Source organism: Streptomyces sp. NPDC107581, from assembly GCF_055657175.1.
Genome location: NZ_JBVKBH010000002.1, coordinates 62,060 through 77,989, shown reverse-complemented (window position 1 = coordinate 77,989; position 15,930 = coordinate 62,060). Strand labels below are relative to the sequence as shown.

General features: G+C 65.3%; 14 protein-coding genes. 5 read left to right on the top strand and 9 right to left on the bottom strand.

Translation table 11 applies throughout. The features are described 5' to 3' along the window. The first annotated feature begins 200 nt into the window (after positions 1–200). The 3 genes from ACZ7P3_RS04310 (at position 201) to ACZ7P3_RS04300 (ending at position 3,001) form a co-directional block, all read left to right on the top strand. A complete protein-coding gene (locus tag ACZ7P3_RS04310) occupies positions 201–1,079 on the top strand; it encodes a GNAT family N-acetyltransferase (RefSeq protein ID WP_472078878.1) in 879 nt (292 codons plus the stop codon). 230 nt (positions 1,080–1,309) lie between these two features. Beyond that, the gene (locus ACZ7P3_RS04305) at positions 1,310–1,471 is read left to right on the top strand and encodes a DUF4291 family protein (RefSeq protein ID WP_472078877.1); all 162 of its coding nucleotides are present in this window, start codon (positions 1,310–1,312) and stop codon (positions 1,469–1,471) included. Between the two features lie 9 nt (positions 1,472–1,480). Next, the gene (locus tag ACZ7P3_RS04300) at positions 1,481–3,001 is read left to right on the top strand and encodes a recombinase family protein (protein WP_472078876.1); all 1,521 of its coding nucleotides are present in this window, start codon (positions 1,481–1,483) and stop codon (positions 2,999–3,001) included. 185 nt (positions 3,002–3,186) lie between these two features. Here the strand turns inward: ACZ7P3_RS04300 and ACZ7P3_RS04295 are convergent, their stop codons facing one another. From ACZ7P3_RS04295 to ACZ7P3_RS04280, 4 genes are all read right to left on the bottom strand, one after another. Next, positions 3,187–4,545: a replication initiator gene (locus tag ACZ7P3_RS04295; RefSeq protein WP_472079422.1), complete on the bottom strand. Its 1,359-nt coding sequence runs from the start codon at positions 4,543–4,545 to the stop codon at positions 3,187–3,189. Positions 4,546–4,852: 307 nt separating this feature from the next. After that, a complete protein-coding gene (locus ACZ7P3_RS04290) occupies positions 4,853–5,050 on the bottom strand; it encodes a hypothetical protein (RefSeq protein ID WP_453038230.1) in 198 nt (65 codons plus the stop codon). Then, positions 5,047–6,351, bottom strand: coding sequence for an FtsK/SpoIIIE domain-containing protein (locus tag ACZ7P3_RS04285; RefSeq protein WP_472078875.1), 1,305 nt, complete (start codon positions 6,349–6,351; stop codon positions 5,047–5,049). Before ACZ7P3_RS04285 ends, ACZ7P3_RS04290 begins: the two co-directional genes overlap by 4 nt. Beyond that, entirely contained in the window at positions 6,351–6,695 is a 345-nt protein-coding gene (locus ACZ7P3_RS04280) for an SCO3933 family regulatory protein (protein ID WP_472078874.1), read from the bottom strand. The genes ACZ7P3_RS04285 and ACZ7P3_RS04280 overlap by 1 nt, the downstream gene beginning before the upstream one ends. Positions 6,696–6,859: 164 nt before the next feature. On the opposite strand from ACZ7P3_RS04280, the gene ACZ7P3_RS04275 reads away from it, so the two are divergent. Beyond that, a complete protein-coding gene (locus ACZ7P3_RS04275; protein WP_472078873.1) occupies positions 6,860–7,639 on the top strand; it encodes a GntR family transcriptional regulator in 780 nt (259 codons plus the stop codon). A 413-nt stretch (positions 7,640–8,052) separates the two neighbouring features. Here the strand turns inward: ACZ7P3_RS04275 and ACZ7P3_RS04270 are convergent, their stop codons facing one another. After that, the gene (locus tag ACZ7P3_RS04270; protein ID WP_472079421.1) at positions 8,053–8,349 is read right to left on the bottom strand and encodes a hypothetical protein; all 297 of its coding nucleotides are present in this window, start codon (positions 8,347–8,349) and stop codon (positions 8,053–8,055) included. 324 nt (positions 8,350–8,673) lie between these two features. After that, a complete protein-coding gene (locus ACZ7P3_RS04265) occupies positions 8,674–9,228 on the bottom strand; it encodes an ATP-binding protein (RefSeq protein WP_472078872.1) in 555 nt (184 codons plus the stop codon). 199 nt (positions 9,229–9,427) lie between these two features. On the opposite strand from ACZ7P3_RS04265, the gene ACZ7P3_RS04260 reads away from it, so the two are divergent. Beyond that, the gene (locus ACZ7P3_RS04260) at positions 9,428–10,804 is read left to right on the top strand and encodes a sporulation protein (RefSeq protein WP_472078871.1); all 1,377 of its coding nucleotides are present in this window, start codon (positions 9,428–9,430) and stop codon (positions 10,802–10,804) included. 3 nt (positions 10,805–10,807) lie between these two features. Here ACZ7P3_RS04260 and ACZ7P3_RS04255 read toward each other — a convergent pair whose 3' ends face one another. The 3 genes from ACZ7P3_RS04255 to ACZ7P3_RS04245 form a co-directional block, all read right to left on the bottom strand. Next, entirely contained in the window at positions 10,808–11,722 is a 915-nt protein-coding gene (locus ACZ7P3_RS04255; protein WP_472078870.1) for a phosphotransferase family protein, read from the bottom strand. Positions 11,723–11,888: 166 nt separating this feature from the next. Continuing rightward, positions 11,889–13,667 carry a UvrD-helicase domain-containing protein gene (locus ACZ7P3_RS04250; RefSeq protein ID WP_472078869.1) on the bottom strand — a complete coding sequence of 593 codons (1,779 nt, stop codon included), beginning with the start codon at positions 13,665–13,667 and terminating at the stop codon, positions 11,889–11,891. Next, a complete protein-coding gene (locus tag ACZ7P3_RS04245; RefSeq protein WP_472078868.1) occupies positions 13,664–15,712 on the bottom strand; it encodes an ATP-dependent nuclease in 2,049 nt (682 codons plus the stop codon). Before ACZ7P3_RS04245 ends, ACZ7P3_RS04250 begins: the two co-directional genes overlap by 4 nt. Positions 15,713–15,930 lie beyond the last annotated feature (218 nt).

The following is a 15,930-nucleotide window of genomic DNA, read 5'->3' as shown; positions in this document are numbered from 1 at the left end:
TCCCGAGCGCCTGACCAGCTCGGGACCGGCCGCCCGCCGCCGCTGGACGCGCCGGGTGCGCACGGCGGAGCACTGGCTCGAACGAGCCTTTCAGGACGGCGAGTTCCCCCAGGACGGGCAGCCGGTACAGCTCCTCAAGGGCGAGGATCCATCTCTGGGCGAGCACTCCCCGGAGCCGACCGCATCAGGGAACATGAGGCATGCGCCCGGATGACTGGCACCTCACCGAAGACGTCGACGACTTCCTCGCCCGAGCCGGAGACTTCCTGCGCGCGAGCCCCGCCGTGCACACCACGCCACTGACGGGGATCGAGAAACTGCGAACCCATGGGGCGGCCGCAGGCGGTGCCGAAGCGACCGTCTTCGGCCGACTGGAACAAGACGGCGAAGTCGGCGGCATCTTCTACCGTCCCCCGTCCCTCCGTCTCACCCTCACCACCCTCTCCTTCGACCAGGCCGACTCCCTCGCCGTCCACCTGTCGGACCTCGGCCACCCCCTCTCCGGCGTCACCGCGGACCACGACACCGCCACCGCCTTCGCCGAGGCATGGCAGCGGTACACGGGCGCAACGGCGGTACCCAGCTGGTGGGGGCGGCTCTACCGTCTCGGCACACTCACCCCACCCGAGCCGCACCCGGAAGGCCGGGGCCGCATCGTGGAGGCGCAGGACCATGAGCAACTCATCCGCTGGTGCGGTGAGTTCGTCGCCTCCGTCGGAGAGGCGCCCTCCCTGGACGCCGACTCCTGGGCGGACTCGCGTTTCGCGGACAAACACTTCACGTTCTGGGAGACCCCGGACGGCACCGTGGTCTCCATGGCAGGCTCGACTTCGATGATCGCCGGCATGGTCCGGGTGGACCCCGTCTACACCCCGGCCCATCTCCGGGGCCGCGGCTACGCGGGCGCCGTGACCGTCCAGGTGAGCAGGGCCGCGCTGGCCGCCGGCGCGACGGACGTCGTCCTGTTCACGAACCCGGCCAACCCCACCAGCAACGCCCTCTACCAGCGCATCGGATACGTCCCGCTCAGCGACTTCACCGGCTACGACTTCTCGTGTGGCGCACCGGAAGCCGGTTAGGGCGCGTCCAGCGGATCGCGGAACCTTCCAGGGCTCGATCCGTGGACGCCGGTCACCTGCAAGACCCGTCTCGCCGGAAAAGCGTGCACCACTCCACTGGCCCGGCTGATCACTCCGGGCCGGTGGAGCGATGCCGCACGGCTCATCCCCTGCTGATCGCTCGGGGCCGGTGGCCTCTCACCGCGGTAATTCGATGGCGCGCGCGAACCGGTGTGGCCACCCTGGTCCCCGTGGCAGAACCCAAATACCAGATCAGAGCCCTGCACACGGACTCCACGATCACCGTCTACCAGGCGTACGCCCCGGCGATCGGCATGCCGGCCGCCCAGGAGGGGCGGTTCCCGACGGTGTGGCAGCGGGACCGGATGACGTGGATCAAGCCGCGCTCATAACCTCTTTCCATGGCCGAAGACAACGCGAACCAGCAGACAGACGCCCAGTTACGGCGAGCCCTTCGAGCCAGGCAGGCAGCCGGCGCGCAGCGTGCGAAGCGGCATCGTTCCGACTGGACGGGAGAGTCCGCCGCGATCTACTGCCGCATCTCTCACGTGAACGACGACGACCAGACCGGCGTGGAACGCCAGGAGCGCATCTGCCGTGACGTGGCCGAGCGCCTGGGCCTCATCGTCGCCGAGGACCAGGTCTTCGTGGACAACAACCGGTCGGCGTGGCAGCGCAAGCGCAAGCGCCCGGGGTGGGACGCCCTTCTCGCCGAGGCCGGCCAGGGCCGCATCCGTCACGTGCTCACGTATCACCCCGACCGACTGATGCGTCAGCCCCGCGATCTCGAAGAGTTGTTGCAGATCGCCGACGACCACGACATCACGTTGCACGGCCAGGCGAACCGGCGTGATCTCGCGGACCCCGATGACCGGTTCTTCCTCCGTATCGAGGTCGCGCACGCGTGCCGCTCCAGCGACGACACCTCGCGCCGACTGATCGATTCCATGATTGACCGCGCCCAGGAGGGGAGGCCGCACACCGGCAGGCGCCGCTACGGGTACGACAAGACCGGCACGGTGATCATCCCCGAAGAGGCCGCCGTCGTGCGGGAGATCTTCACTCGCTACCTGGACGGTGTGAGCCCGGTCCAGATTGCCAAGGACCTCTACGAACGCGGCGAGAAGACCGCCGAAGGCCGCAACTGGAGCGCTCCACGGGTGCGGGACGTACTTGACAGCCGCCACGTCGCCGGTATCCGCGTCTTCCGGGGCGAGGAGATCGGGGATGGTGAGTGGCCCGCGATCATCGACCGGGGCATGTGGCAGGAGGTACGGGAACGCCGTGCCTACCGGGCTGCGAAGTTGGCGGCCGGCAAGCAACCGAGCAGGTTCTACCTGCTGCGTGGCGTGGTCACCTGCACGGGATGCGGCAGGATCATGGGCGGCTCAGGCGGAAGCGGAGCCAAGTACGTCTGCAATCGTCACACGCACAGGCTCGACGCCCAGCGCTGCAACAGGGTGATCTCGGCGCCGATCCTGGAGGACTTCGTGAGCGAAGCCGCCGTCAAGCTCCTTGAACGCCTTGACCTGACCGAGGTTCCGACGCCTTCCCAACTGTCGGAGGAGGATCAGGCCGCGATCGAGGCCGACCGTCGCGAGTTGGACGAGCTCAAGGACATGTGGGAGAGCCAGGAGCTCACGACACGGGAGTACCGCGAGATGCGCAAGACCGTTGAGGCGCGCATCGCTGAAGTAGAGCGCAAGATGATCGTGCGTCCGGCCGCGGAGGTTCTGGACGGACTTGTGGGTCCGCACGCACGACGGAGCTGGGAAGCGCTGAAGAAGGCGGAGGACTACCAGCGGATGAACGCCGTGATTCGCTTCCTCTTCGCGGCAGTCAAGATCAAGGAGGCGACGAGGAAGGGCAGGCAGTTCGATTACGGTCGGATCGACATCGAGCAGAACCCCATCTGGACTTGATGTCTGAGCATGACAAGAAGGGGCTTCCTGGAAGCCCCTTCCGCTGTCTCATTCGATCTTTGCGCCCGGCCGGCTCCCAAGGAGACGAGCCAGGCGCTTTGCTGATTCCGGCCCGATCTTGGTCGAGAACGTGCGACAGACTCTGTCCAGGTGGTGCGCCTTCTCCGCTTCACGATCACGTCCCGTCAACGGCCCACCCCTGCCTGGTGGAACGCGTTGTGTGCGGCCTCGCGGTTGTCTGCCAGATCGTCCGCGACGCCCGCCGCGATCAGGGAAGCGCCGGGGGTGTGGCCCGAGCCGACGTAACGCCAGTGCCGTTCGGTGACCAGGTCGGGCGTGTCGGTCTGGCCCTGGTGGCGGGCGCGTTCGGCGCGTAGTGCCGCGTAGGTGGTGGAGTAGGCGCGGGATTTTGTGAGGATGTGGCCCCGGTAGCCGAGGGTATGGGCCCAGGCGCGGAGGCGGAGGGGCGCGTATTCGGGGAGGCCGCCGAGGCGCCAGCAGGTGCGCATGAGGGTGCGGACGTGTTCGCTGACGGGTGCCGACTCGATGTCCGCCCAGGTGGTGAGCGGGTGGTCGGTGCCGGCGCCTGTGTCGCTCGCGCCTTTCGTGACGTACTTGGCCACGTACGCGGCCACGGCCTCATCGTCCGGGCCGTCACCGTCGGCGCGCAGGGGCCGGGCGTCGACCTGAGAGCCCCAGCGCAGGGTCAGCTCACCGACGGCGAGGTTGTACGGGGTGCGGACCAGGACCCGCCGGGCGGAGGCGCGTACGGCGTCGGTGAGCAGTTCGGCGGTGCCCCAGGCCGGGGGTTCGTCGGCGGGTCCGTTCGGGCCGTCGAGGCGGACGACGGCATGGACGTGGACGGCCGCCCGCTTTTGGTACTCGGCGACGCGGGCGAAGGACAGCCGGGCCCGCTCGGCGAAGCGGGACTGTACGAGGCCGACTGCGGAGGCCAGGCGCCGCCGGACGTCGATGACGAAGCGGTCCCACAGCTTGGTGGCGTGCGCGTGCCACAGCACGTGGCCTGTGTAGTCGTAGCAGTCGGGGCACAGCGGTCGGCCGGCAACCGCGGCGTCCGGGGCGTGGACGGCGCCGCAGCCGAGGGGGCGCCCGTGCTCGCAGGTTCCGCCGTCGCGACGAGGTCGGCACAGCTCCCCGGCGCGGTGGACGGGGCCGAAAGACGGGGCGGTCAGGGTGACGAAGAGGCGGGGCCGGTTGCGGACCGTTGCGGGGACGTTCTTGCCGCCGAGGAGGCCGGCGCGGACGAGGTGGAAGGTGTCTCCGGCGTGGAGGCGGGAGCAGGCCGGGCAGACGGTGGCGCGCCGGTTGCGGCAGCGGACGAGGAGGCGTTCACCCGGTTCGGTGCGGGTGTCGTAGTGGTGGATGATCTCGCCGGTTGTGCCGTCGACGGTGGTGGTCGAGCCGGAGAGGTGGACGGGGTGGGCGCAGCCGCCGGTTGCGGTGACCTGGGCCAGCCAGCGCGGGAACTGCGGATCTTGGGCGAGGTGGATGGCGTCGCGGTCGATTTCGGAGAGCTGACGCAGGCGCGCCGCGCGGTCGAGGGCGGCGCGCCGGTCAGCCGGGGTGAACTCCGGGGTGATGGTGGTGACCTTCCGGGGTGGGCCGCCGAAGCGGCACGGTAGGTGTTGGGTGGTGCGCCGTTGGCCATGGGGATCACTCCCTTGTGTGCGTGGTGGGTCTTGTCCTGGGTCAGCGGATGGTGCCGGTGCCGCGGCAGATGCGGCAGCGCCGCAGGCGTCCGGTCCAGGTCTTGCGGGCTCCGTCGCCCTTGCACTGGGGGCACCTCACGCGAGGCATGGGCATGGTGGTGCGTCCTTTCCGCTCAGATGCTCAGGTGTGGGAGAAGCCGTTGATGACCCAGGTGACGAGGTCGTGGATGGTGTAGCCCACGGGGGTCTGGCCGAGGTAGAGGCCGAAGAGGCCGACGCAGACCGCTTCCCAGGCGCGTACGTCGCGGGAGCGGACGAGGAGTACGGTGATGATTCCGAAGATCACCGCGAACGTGAACGCCGTTCCCTCGCTGATCACTTGTCGTCTCCTTCCAGTGCCTCAAGGGCGCGGCTGACGGTGGGCAGGTCCGGGGTCATCGGGGCGTACTTGCGGGCCGTTGAGACGGCTTCTTCGGTGGGGGTGAGGTGGGAGCGGGCGCGGCTCCAGCCGCCGTCCGGTCCGGTGCACACGGCGACACCGCGTTCCTCCGCCGTGATCGCCTGGGCGACGGCCACGGCGTCTTTGTTCAGGTCGCCGAGGGCCATCTCTGCCGTGCCGGGGTCGTTGACCCGGTGGCAGATCCGGCCGCCCAGTTGGGCCCGCAGGGCGGTGACGCCGGGGCCGAGGTCGGAGCCGACCCGTTGTCCGGCCACCACCAGGTGGATGCCGAGCGCGGCCCCGAGCTGGGCCAGCCGCAGCAGCAGCGTGGAGCACTGCTCGGCCTCTGCCCTGCCCTCGCGGGTGCCGTCGGAGAGGTACAGTTCCGCGATCTCGTCGACGATCACGACGACCGGCACCGGCCGGAGTTTGTCCGGGAGTTCCCAGATGGAGCGGACGCCGGCCGACCGACAGGCGCTCATGCGGTCCCGCATGTCGACCACGAGCGCGGAGAGCACGGACAGTGCCTCCCGGCGGCAGGTGGCCAGGGCGCTGAGCCGTCCGGCGAACAGGCCCAGTTCCATGCCGCCCTTGCAGTCGACGCCGACCAGGGCGACCGGTTGCGGGGCGAGTTGGGTGATCAGCCGGGCCAGCAGCGTGGACTTGCCCGACCGGGTGGCCCCCGCGATGAGCCAGTGCGGCACCAGGCGCAGGTTCATCACCCAAGCGCCGCCGTTCTCCAGGACGCCGATGAGCGCGGAGAGCAGCTCGGCCGGTGCCGTGGCTAACCCCGGACGCTTCAGCGGGTCAGAGGCCGTCGCCGTCAGGAGCACGAACCCGCGTTCCGGTGAGGTGACCCGCACCGCGTGGACCTTCCACGCGTGGACCAGCGCGTCAGCCGCCTTCAGGAAGGTGGCCGGGGTCTGGCCCGCGTGCAGGCGCACGATCACGGTCAGGCCCATGCGGGTGGCCCGGGGGAAGGAGATCCGCGGAGCCACCGGCCGCAGCGGATCACCCTTGACCACCAGATCCCCGAGCAGCCCGCGCGGCGGGCGCCGGGAGACGGCGAGGTCGTTGAGCATGGCGACCTTGCGCCAGGTGAACACCACCCGGCACGCGGTGACCGGGTAACCGATCAGGTACCAGTGCCAGGCCGGGCGGTGCCGGCGCACCAGGTCACCGACGACCAGCACCCACGCCAGCACGGCGAGCGCGAAGGCGAGCAGGACCGGCCGCAGCATCAGGCGTCACCGCCCTTCGAGCGCGCCGGGCCGGGCAGGGGCGTGACGGCGTCCGCGCGGAAGCTGACGCCGTGCCGGTCACCCATCGACCAGACGAACGCCGTCAGACCGGTGACCCGGACGATCTGCCCTTCCTCGATCCCAGTCGGCTGGCCGCTCACGGCGATCTCGATGACGGAGATGCGCCGCCCGTCCTGCCGCACGGTGACCGCCACCGTCCAGACCGGGTTACCGTCCCGGTCCCTCTTCACCTCCTGTGTCTCGGGGTTGCTGAGCTTTGCTTCCGGCGCGATGGCGCACCGCAGGACGCCCAGGCGCGTGGTGTCCACGGGAATGGACTGCATGTGTGTTGGCCTCCCTGGCCAGTCGGGACGCCAGTCTCATCCTGACGTCACTTGTCCTTACGAGCTACGACTATGGAGTCCTGTACGGCGCGAGCGCAACTACTTATGCTGACGACTGATGTCGCGCGTGCGACGTGCCTACGACCTCACCCGGAGATGACCCGATGTCGGAGATCCAGCGCCCCGGCGCCCTCTACCAGCAGGTGGCCGCCGCGATCCGCGAAGCGATCCTCACCGGCGAGTTCGCCCCCAACTCCCTGCTGCCGTCCGAGGCGCAGCTCATGGGCCGTTACGGCGTCTCACGCCCCACCGTCCGCAACGCGATCGCGGCTCTGCGCGCGGAAGGGCTCATCGACGTCCGCCACGGCAAGGGCAGTTTCGTCCGCTCCGACGGTCAGCCCGCGCTCACCCTGGACCGGCGCATCACCCGCACGCCAGAGGGCACGTTCACCATGCCCAACGGCGATCTCTGGCACGAGGCCGAACAGCCGAGCACCTACCGCACCCGCACCACCAAGGCCACCGGTCGGCTCCTCCAAATCGACGAAGAGGAAGCCCTGTTCGGCTGTGACCGGCTGCTCACCGACCCGGGCACCGGGACGCGCGCCATGCACCGCACCCTGATCCCGTTCGAGGTCGCCGAGACCGTTCCCCGGCTCGCCGAAGAACCGGGCACGCATCCGGCAGCGATCTACCACATGCTCGCCCAGGACGGGCACGCCCTGTCGTGGACGGAGACGGTACGGGCCCGCATGCCGCTGCCCGACGAGCGCGCCACGCTCCAGCTCCCCGACGCGACCCCGATCCTGCACCTGTCCCGCGTCACGCACGGCACCGACGACCGCGCCCTGGTCCTCGAAGAACTCCGCATCGGTGCCGACCGTGCCGAAGCCTCCTACCGGATCACCGCCGACAAACAGCCCGCACGACGCGCCCGCGCCTGACAGGCAACGATGATCGGTCGAAACAGCCTTTACTTCCTCAAGGGCGCGCCTGCGGCGCGCCGGGGCGCCCGGCCGCCCCGGCCGGGCGTGCGGCGTGGGCGCCGGTCCCGGCCGGTCGGCCGACGCCCACGCCCGCGGCAGCACACCGGAGGAGTCGAGAGACCGACCGGCCGTCACGGGCCGGGGCGTGGTGGGCTGGGGGCCGCCAGCCTCCGAGACTTTAGGCAGCCACCATGGGGCGAGCCTCGAAGAACAGGGGGCCCATCGGGCACAAACGCGGGCAGGACCAGTGCCTGCCCGATTCGCCGGGCCAGCGTAGGGCCCCCTGTTCACTCGCCCCATGGCAGCTCCAGCCCAAAGTCTCTCCGGCCGGCGACGTGCCCACGCGCACCACTCACCCACGGAAGAGCGCCTCACGCTGCACCACCGAGGTCATCCGCGCGCGCCTCCAGCAGCTCGGCGAGCCGACCCACGACGTCCGGCCACCCGGTCAGCCGCACCACCCCGCGTCCGTCCTCACTCGTCGATGCCACGGCCCGTACAGCGGACAACTCAAAGCCCACACGGAGAAGTGCGCGGTTCATCCGGTCGGCAACCTCACGCGCCTCACGCCAACCGGCGATGTAGTCCACGCCGGCCACCCAGAGCCCGGAGTCCGCGCCCGGCACGTCGAGACCATCGTTCAGCCAGTCCTCACCGAAGCCGGCCACCTTGCCCACCTCTGCTCTGATCTAGGTAACGGATCATCAACTTCCTTGGACCAGAGCCGAAACGCAGCACGGCGGCCCCGGTACCATCAGGCACCGGGAACCGCCGTGTTCCCAGCCGGGCCACCCTTCGCTTTCCAGGGCTGACGGGGTGGCCCGGCCTATATGGGGATGTGAAGCGCGGGCTTTCGCTCGGGAGGGGAGCCCCCGGGCCGTCCGAGAGACCGCGCCCCTTCGGCTGGAGTGGTCAGGCTCCAGCCAGTGACCGCGTCGCCGCCCCACTCCCGATCGCGAGGGAGAACAGCAGGGGTGGCGACCCGGCGTCTGTCAGGCCGAGTAGGCGCCCGGCTGATCGAGGTCGAAGCGGCACCACACGGTCTTGCCGCCTCGCTCCTCCGGGGACCACCACACCGATGTGGCGAGCCGCTGCGCGATGAGCAGTCCCCGACCGTTGTTCGGCAACACCGCTTCCGACAGCTCCCCGGCCAAGGCAGCAGGGAACGTCTCACCCGCCGGAAGCAGTGGCGGCGTCGAGTCTTCGTCGGAGACCCCCATGAAGACCCACTTCGGGTACTTCTTGAAGGTCACGTCGATACGGCGGTAGCCACCGGGACGAGCGAGGTGGCGATCGGGAAAGGTGTGGTTGACGACGTTCGCCACCAGCTCCGAGACGACCAACTGAGCGTCGTCCACGAGTTCACTTGCACCGGCCCCACGCAGGAACCTTCCCGTCACCTCACGCGCCAGCCACGCCGTGTCACCGAACTCGGCGTACAGGGTGACCGTCAGAAGATGCCCGTCCGCAGCCGGATCCGGTTCCACGAACCAGTGAGCGTAAGCGTCCAGCTCTCCGCTCAGATGCTTGGTCTTTGCCGCGTCCATCGCGTCCCTTCCCAGCTCTCGTAGCACCGACTGCTTCGCGCAAGTCAGTACACGGCTCAGGGCCTGCGACCGGGAGCGTTCATCGGGGGGTTCACGTGAACACGGTGAAAGACAAGGGGGGTTCATCAATGAACCCCCCACCGCGGAAACCCTGTGACAGGATGAACACTCGCCGTAATTCTCGGGTTGGCAGGGGAGCATGAGCCGAGAAACGAACGCCCAGCTGATCGCGGTCATGGACGAAGCGAAGGTCTCCAACAAGGGGCTCGCCAAGCGGATGAAGGACGCCGCCGCCCAACGAGGGATCAGCCTCGGGACGACACACATCGCTGTGCAGCGCTGGCGGGACGGCGCCGGCATCAAACCAGAGACAGCAGCGATCATGGCCGACATCCTGAGCGCCAAGCTGGGCCGGCGCATCACACCGGGCGATCTCGGCTTCTTCGACCACACTCGGCCAACGGCCCCGGAGCCGATCGGCTACCCGAGCACCGTCACCGACGCCATCTCAATACTCGACGGCCTTACGCAGGAGCGCGCCGACAACCCCACGCCAGACCAATTGATCATCACGGACGCCGACCTCAGCACGACGGTCCTGTCGTGGGTAATCTCCCGGCCCGACGGCGTCCAGGCCGACAGGCCCGCACACCAGCGAGTCGGCATGCGCGACGTACGCGCGATCAGGGACGCCGCCTCCATGTTCATGCAACTCGACTTCAAGTACGGCGGAGGCCACGGCCACAAGGCATTACGCCACTACTTCCGTCACGAGGTCCTTCCCTTGCTGAACGCGAGCTACAGCGAAAAGGTAGGCACAGCCCTGTATGGGGCCGCCGCCGAGGTCTCCCAGTTGCTCGCATGGACGGCGTACGACGTCGGCAACCACCGGCTTGCCCACCGCTACCTCACGTCCACACTGCGGCTGTCCCAGGTCATCGATGACCGCATGTTCGGGGCGCGCATCCTGGGCAACCTCAGCCACCAGGCCAACTACCTGGGCAACCACACCCAAGCTATCCAGCTTGCCCGCGCAGCCGTCGAGGGCGCCAAAGGCCGAGCCACTCCACGAGCCATGGCGAACTACTGGGCCATGGAGGCACGCGCCCTGTCCAACGCTGGCGACCGAGCCGGAGCGGCCGACGCGATGAGCCAAGCGGAACGACACTTCGAGCGTGCCGACAGCGCCGACGACCCGGCATGGCTCAGCTACTTCGATGATGCTGAGCTCCTGGGCGAGTTCTGCCACTGCTTCCGGGACCTGAAGATGCGCCGCGAAGCCCTCACGCACGCGCAGCGCGCCGTGGACACCACCGACCCGCAGTACGCACGCACCCTGGGCTTCTGCCGCATGGTGCTCGCCCAGAGCCAGCTACTGAACGGCGAACTGGAAGCCGCCGTCACCACCGCGAGCCTTGCCGTGGATGGCGGCGACTCCCTCCAGTCCTCCCGTTTCCAGCGCTACGTCACCGACTTCCGGGCCGAGGTCAGCGCGCACGCCACCCATCCCGCCGTCGTCGCCTTCAACGAGCAAGTGAACGAAGCACTCGCCCGCCTGGACGACGAGGATGAGTAGCAGCTACCAGGGACGCCAATCGCGCGGCGCACCGTCATTGCGCAAGCTAGCGATGCGCCGGCGGTACTCAGCCGCCGTCTCCTCACTCTCCTGGACGTTCTGCATGAGCCACGTCGTCATGCCGAACTCCTGAAGCCGGCGGAGCGTGTCGTACCCGTGCCAGTCGTACAGGTCCCGACCGTATGCCCTCACAAATTCGGCGTACTGCTCTTCGGTCTGCCAGCCGAGGCTGTGATGCTCGACCGCGGTGACCATCAGATCCCACTCCGGGTGGTCGAAACAGAAGGCCTCGAAGTCGATCAGAATCACCTCGCCCCGATCGTTCACCATGAGGTTCTGCACGTGAGCATCACCGTGCACCGGCCCCTTGGGAGTCTCGAACCTCAGCTCCTCGAACTGACCGCGCAGCTCCTGCCACCGCTTGCGGAGGAAGACCCGGTCATCCTCCGGGATCGGCGCCTTACTGATCCGCAGCTCTTGCTTGTCGAAGGGGTCGAACGCCGGCAGCTCAAGGCCCGCGGGCACTGTCATGGAATGCAGATCCCTGAGGATGCCACCCAGTTCGCCGTAAGTCGCCTTCCGGTCGCCCTCCACGATGAGGCGCCAGAAGGTCACCGGGTGGCCGTCGATCAGGAAGGGCTGTTCCAGGCCGTCAGTGAGTCGGGACGCCGGGAACCCCTCTGCCGCTAGCCACCTGCCAACAGCCACCTCGACACAAGCCTTCGGCAACCACGGCTCGCCTCGAGCCACTCGAACGATCACCGGAGCCGTGGCCAGTCGGAACAGTGCGTTCTCTCCCAGCCGGATCAGCTCAGCGCCTCTGTCATCGAGTCCCGCAGCCCGGCACGCGGCGCTCATCACCCGCGTAGCCCTACCCGACGTGAACCCCTCTTCCGATCGAGCAGCGTCAACCGCCATGCCCGTACCAGCTCCCCTAGTCGCACGCGATCAACCGGCACGGCTATGGGTGACCAACCAAGCGCGCACCGAATACGACTACGACCGTACCCAGACGAGCACGATCGCGACGAGAGTTCCCTGCCATGGCGAGGACGAGTTGAGGCGGGAGCAACGCCAGCGGCGCTTATGGGCTCGTCAGCACACCTTCGGGCCCATAGGGGACCGCTGTGACATTTGGTGCCCCTACCCAACTTTCGAGGGTCTGCAGGGCATCTTGGGGCAACTCAGTGGTGAACAGAGCAATAAGGTTTTCTCTAGCGCGCGAGGAAGCCACATAGAAGAGATTGCGTGACCTTTCAAATCGCTTCAGGTCATCACCGCCGAGGGCTCCCCTGTTTGGGAAGTCTGCCAACATCCTCGGGAAGTTGTAGAGTGCCCAACCTCCGAACACCGCCAGAACGGTGGGGTACTCGGCACCTTTCACACCGTGCTGCGTGGAGAACGGCGTGTTTTCTTCCACGTATTGCCGAAGAGCCAACATCTCTCCATAGCGCACAGACCTGAACTCGCCATACTCCTTCAGGCGCCTCGGAAGCCCAGTAATCGGAGTCGGATCCTGCTCCTTCAGGGCTCGCTCCCATTGCCGCTGACGGTCGTACACAACCTGAGGAGGAGCAAAGTATCTCTGCGCGAGAATGAGGTCCAATACATCACCGACGGTACCGTTGGCGCGCGCGGAGTTGAAGTCCGTAAAGAGGTTCACCCAGCCTGCCTTATCACTCCTCTTTTGCATGCGCGGGCGGGAGCGTTTGAGAACCTCAAACATCAACCCATACTGCTTGTTTTCGAAATACTCACAAGCGGGTTCGAACGCGTCTAGAAGAAAGGCGACGACCTCATCGCGCTTTCGCACGTAATCCTCGTTGTACCGAAATACTCGATCGACGCCCCCAAAGCCGAGCTCGGTAGCAATGGAGGAATGAGTGAGCATCAGAATTTTCGGTCGCTCCGTCTGCTGTTTCGCGTACCGCCGCAGCGCATCTTCCTCCACCCATTTCAAAGTATGGGTTAGGACGCTGTCAGGAATTTGTCCTTTTTTCGAGCGTGATCCTCTAGGGCCGATCCAATCGTTCGTGTGGTAGACGAACACTGTGCCCGGCTCAGCGTCAGCGACCGGTGCTTGGGGGAGCTCAGGGCGCATATCATTAAGAAGGTTAACTACGGCTTGACTGGACCGCCAGTTCGCATTCTTCTGGATCGTCGTGACGGGCAGATGGTCAATAGATCCGCACGTCCTATCGTAGATCTGTTGCCAATGATCCCCGAAGAAACCATGCGTTGGATCCGCCGACGTGGCCCTATCGCCGCTGAGCATCGCCTCCGCCAGACCAGCGGGAGTATCCTGATACTCGTCAATGAAGATAATGGGAAATCTGTCTGCTACGAGCGATCGAAACTTGCTATTCATGAAGAGACGGATGGCCAGCGCGGGAACATCATCATGGTGGAGCCGAATTACGTCATCCTTGATGCCTCGGAATCCCAAATCGTAGGTGACCGAGAACCCTTGCAGAGAGGTCCTGCCCTCCAAGATCGGGTCCCACTTCGGCAGAGCAAGGATTTCTTGAAGTAGCGCTTTAGTGAAGGGAGAGATGATGTGCCAGAGAAAACCATGGATCGTATCAGCAAAGACATACGGGCTAGCGTCTGTGCGGCGGATAATTTCGTTACGCGCCACATTGGTGTACGTCACGCATGCGACGCGCTGCCCCTCCTTGGGTAGATATCTTGCCCTGTTGCTGAGAATGCGCTGCAGAGCGTTAATTAGAGAAGTTGTCTTTCCTGCTCCCGCGCCGGCTTCCAGTTTGAAATTTCTGCGACTTTCCAAGGCGGCCAGGATGCTTCTAAGCGCCTTCTCGCTCTCCTCTTCGGCGGTACTGACCCCACTTCGCGTCTGTATCATCTGACCACCACCTGACCGGAAGTAGCACCTTCCGAGGGAAGTCCAGCGGAATCAACCGCTACTTCCGGTGATCGATCGAGGAGCCACTCCAAACCGCGCATGATGTAGCGAGGGATCTCCCAGGCCTGCTCACCGATAGCGAAGGTGAGTGCGAAGTCGCTTTTCTTGTAGCGCTTGGCCTCTCGCCGGACGATTTCTTCACGCTCCAACAGAGAAGCCGTCTCGTCCCCTTTCAGATCAAAGAGGTGAGGATTAGCAAGGATGAAGGCATCCTCAAATGTCCGGCCGCATGGACCGCCGGGTTGTTCGGGCACCTGGTAGGCCAGGGCCCGCGTGTCCGTGGCCGGGAGATCATCCTCGGCGTACTCCAGTAGTTCTGCCGGCGAGATCGCATCTCGGTCGAACCATTTCGTGATAGCACGATTTGTAGTAGCTGTGCCTTCCTGGACACAGCAGGCTTCAAGCTGTTTCGGATTAGGTCTTGCCGGGTCCAGGTCAGTAATGACAAGGCTCTGAATCCCGAGGAAGTCCAGGAACGGGTAGAAAATGTGAGCGTAGGCACCACCCACTTCCATGATACTTACGTACTGGCTCGCTAGACTGCCGACGCCTGCTTGCCGATCCCTGCCATCGAACTTTGCGATGGCAGCGGGAATGAAAATGCGCTCAGTTGTCCCCTCTATAAGAATCGCCTTGTCCGCGAAGAATAGATCAGCTCTGGTCAGGGTGAGATACTTGTGAAGGAACTCCTTATCGATGCCCGGTGCTTCAGCGAGGTTGAGCACAACCGAACTCGTGGCCTCGTCTGAATCACTACTTTCACACAATCGAAAGTATCTAACTGCAGAGAACCCAGCTCTGTTGGCGATATGCGCAGAGTGAGTCGTTACCAGGAATTGTGCATTCCAACACTGGGATGAATTATCAGCGGCAGGGAATTTTTCTCTGAAAACTCTTAGTTGCTGGATAAAGGTTTCCTGCATCTGTGGATGGAGATGCGCCTCGGGCTCCTCGATGAAAACAAGGTGTACGGACGTCTCCTTTCCGCGTGCCGAGTATTCCCGGTAGTAGCTGAACAGGGTCAGGAGGATGAGCAAGAGGTTGCGCGATCCGAGGCCACTGTACGACTCGGGGAGTTCAACGCCGGCGGACCCTGGGTAGTTGATACTCGTGAAGTTAGACAGCAGTCGCTTGGAATCGAGCGTGGTTTTCGTCGAAAAATTGCGGTTCCCCAGGCCTGGATACCCAAACTCGGAGACCGTCGGCGCCATCTTGCTGTACGTGTCTTGCAGATGAGAGTTCAGCCTCGCAACGATCCCCTCCAAAGCGGATTCGGTTTCGTTAGCGAAAGTTCTAAGAATTGAGCCATCGTCTGCTTTTGCGGCCACCATGAAGAGGGACTCTAGAATTTTACCAATCTGGTCCTTAGGGCGTTCCTTTTCGTCGTCAAGGCCGCGCTGAGCCTTGACGAAGTCCACTTTGATGGCCTTTGCTATCTCGGTAACGGAAATGGGGCGAAAATTAGTTGAGTCTGTGGGGTCGACAGCAATTGCTGAGCGCTCAAAGAGGTGAGGTATGCGCGGGCCGATAAGAGTCAGCAGTAGAGACTCTTCATAGTCCTCGGTAAGGGTAGCCGGTGCATCCCGAAAGAACTCCTTCATGGCACCCGGCTTCAACGCGTAGCGAATGGTAACAATCGCTTCCGCGCAGTCCGGGTCTAGATCCACGATAAGCGGCCCTAAGGCGCCATAATCCTTGGTTTCACTGTCATAGGATATGAAGATCGTGACGGAAATCTCCGGTAGTACCTTGCGGGCCGCCTCCTCATCTCCCGTGGAGAACTCCCGGTATGCATCGGCGAATTCGACATATGAGTCGGCAGAGAAATCTTCCAGGCGCAAGTTGACGTCTGCAGTGCGAAGAAATCTGCTCAGCACCTCTGCCAGCGACGTTTTTCCTGTGTTATTTCGTCCCACGCATACCGTGACGTCCTCGTTAAGCGTCACTGTTGCATCGCGCAGAAGGCGGAAGTTCTTCACCTCCACCCTGCTGACTGTGGGTGGGCACGTCGGCCGTGCAGCCTCGTTCAGCTCTGCTGATGCTGGGTGACTCACGCGCACAGTCGCTCCTGAACAGACGGACCCTCTGAGCCGATACCAGCTTCCCTGGATGCGACCCGTGACGGCAGTGGAGCGCCTGGGGGGCCAGTGCTCCTGGTGAGGCAGTTTGTCACGCAAGATGCACGTAGGTAGCCGGTTTCGCC

Coding starts and splice junctions, on each gene's coding strand:
- ACZ7P3_RS04285 (WP_472078875.1), bottom strand. CDS start 6,351: ATGCTGCGGCCGGTCCTGCTCGCCTTCGCGCTCGCCGTGCTGGCGTGG.
- ACZ7P3_RS04310 (WP_472078878.1), top strand. CDS start 201: ATGCGCCCGGATGACTGGCACCTCACCGAAGACGTCGACGACTTCCTC.
- ACZ7P3_RS04250 (WP_472078869.1), bottom strand. CDS start 13,667: ATGATACAGACGCGAAGTGGGGTCAGTACCGCCGAAGAGGAGAGCGAG.
- ACZ7P3_RS04265 (WP_472078872.1), bottom strand. CDS start 9,228: ATGGACGCGGCAAAGACCAAGCATCTGAGCGGAGAGCTGGACGCTTAC.
- ACZ7P3_RS04280 (WP_472078874.1), bottom strand. CDS start 6,695: ATGCAGTCCATTCCCGTGGACACCACGCGCCTGGGCGTCCTGCGGTGC.
- ACZ7P3_RS04255 (WP_472078870.1), bottom strand. CDS start 11,722: ATGGCGGTTGACGCTGCTCGATCGGAAGAGGGGTTCACGTCGGGTAGG.
- ACZ7P3_RS04300 (WP_472078876.1), top strand. CDS start 1,481: ATGGCCGAAGACAACGCGAACCAGCAGACAGACGCCCAGTTACGGCGA.
- ACZ7P3_RS04275 (WP_472078873.1), top strand. CDS start 6,860: ATGTCGGAGATCCAGCGCCCCGGCGCCCTCTACCAGCAGGTGGCCGCC.
- ACZ7P3_RS04260 (WP_472078871.1), top strand. CDS start 9,428: ATGAGCCGAGAAACGAACGCCCAGCTGATCGCGGTCATGGACGAAGCG.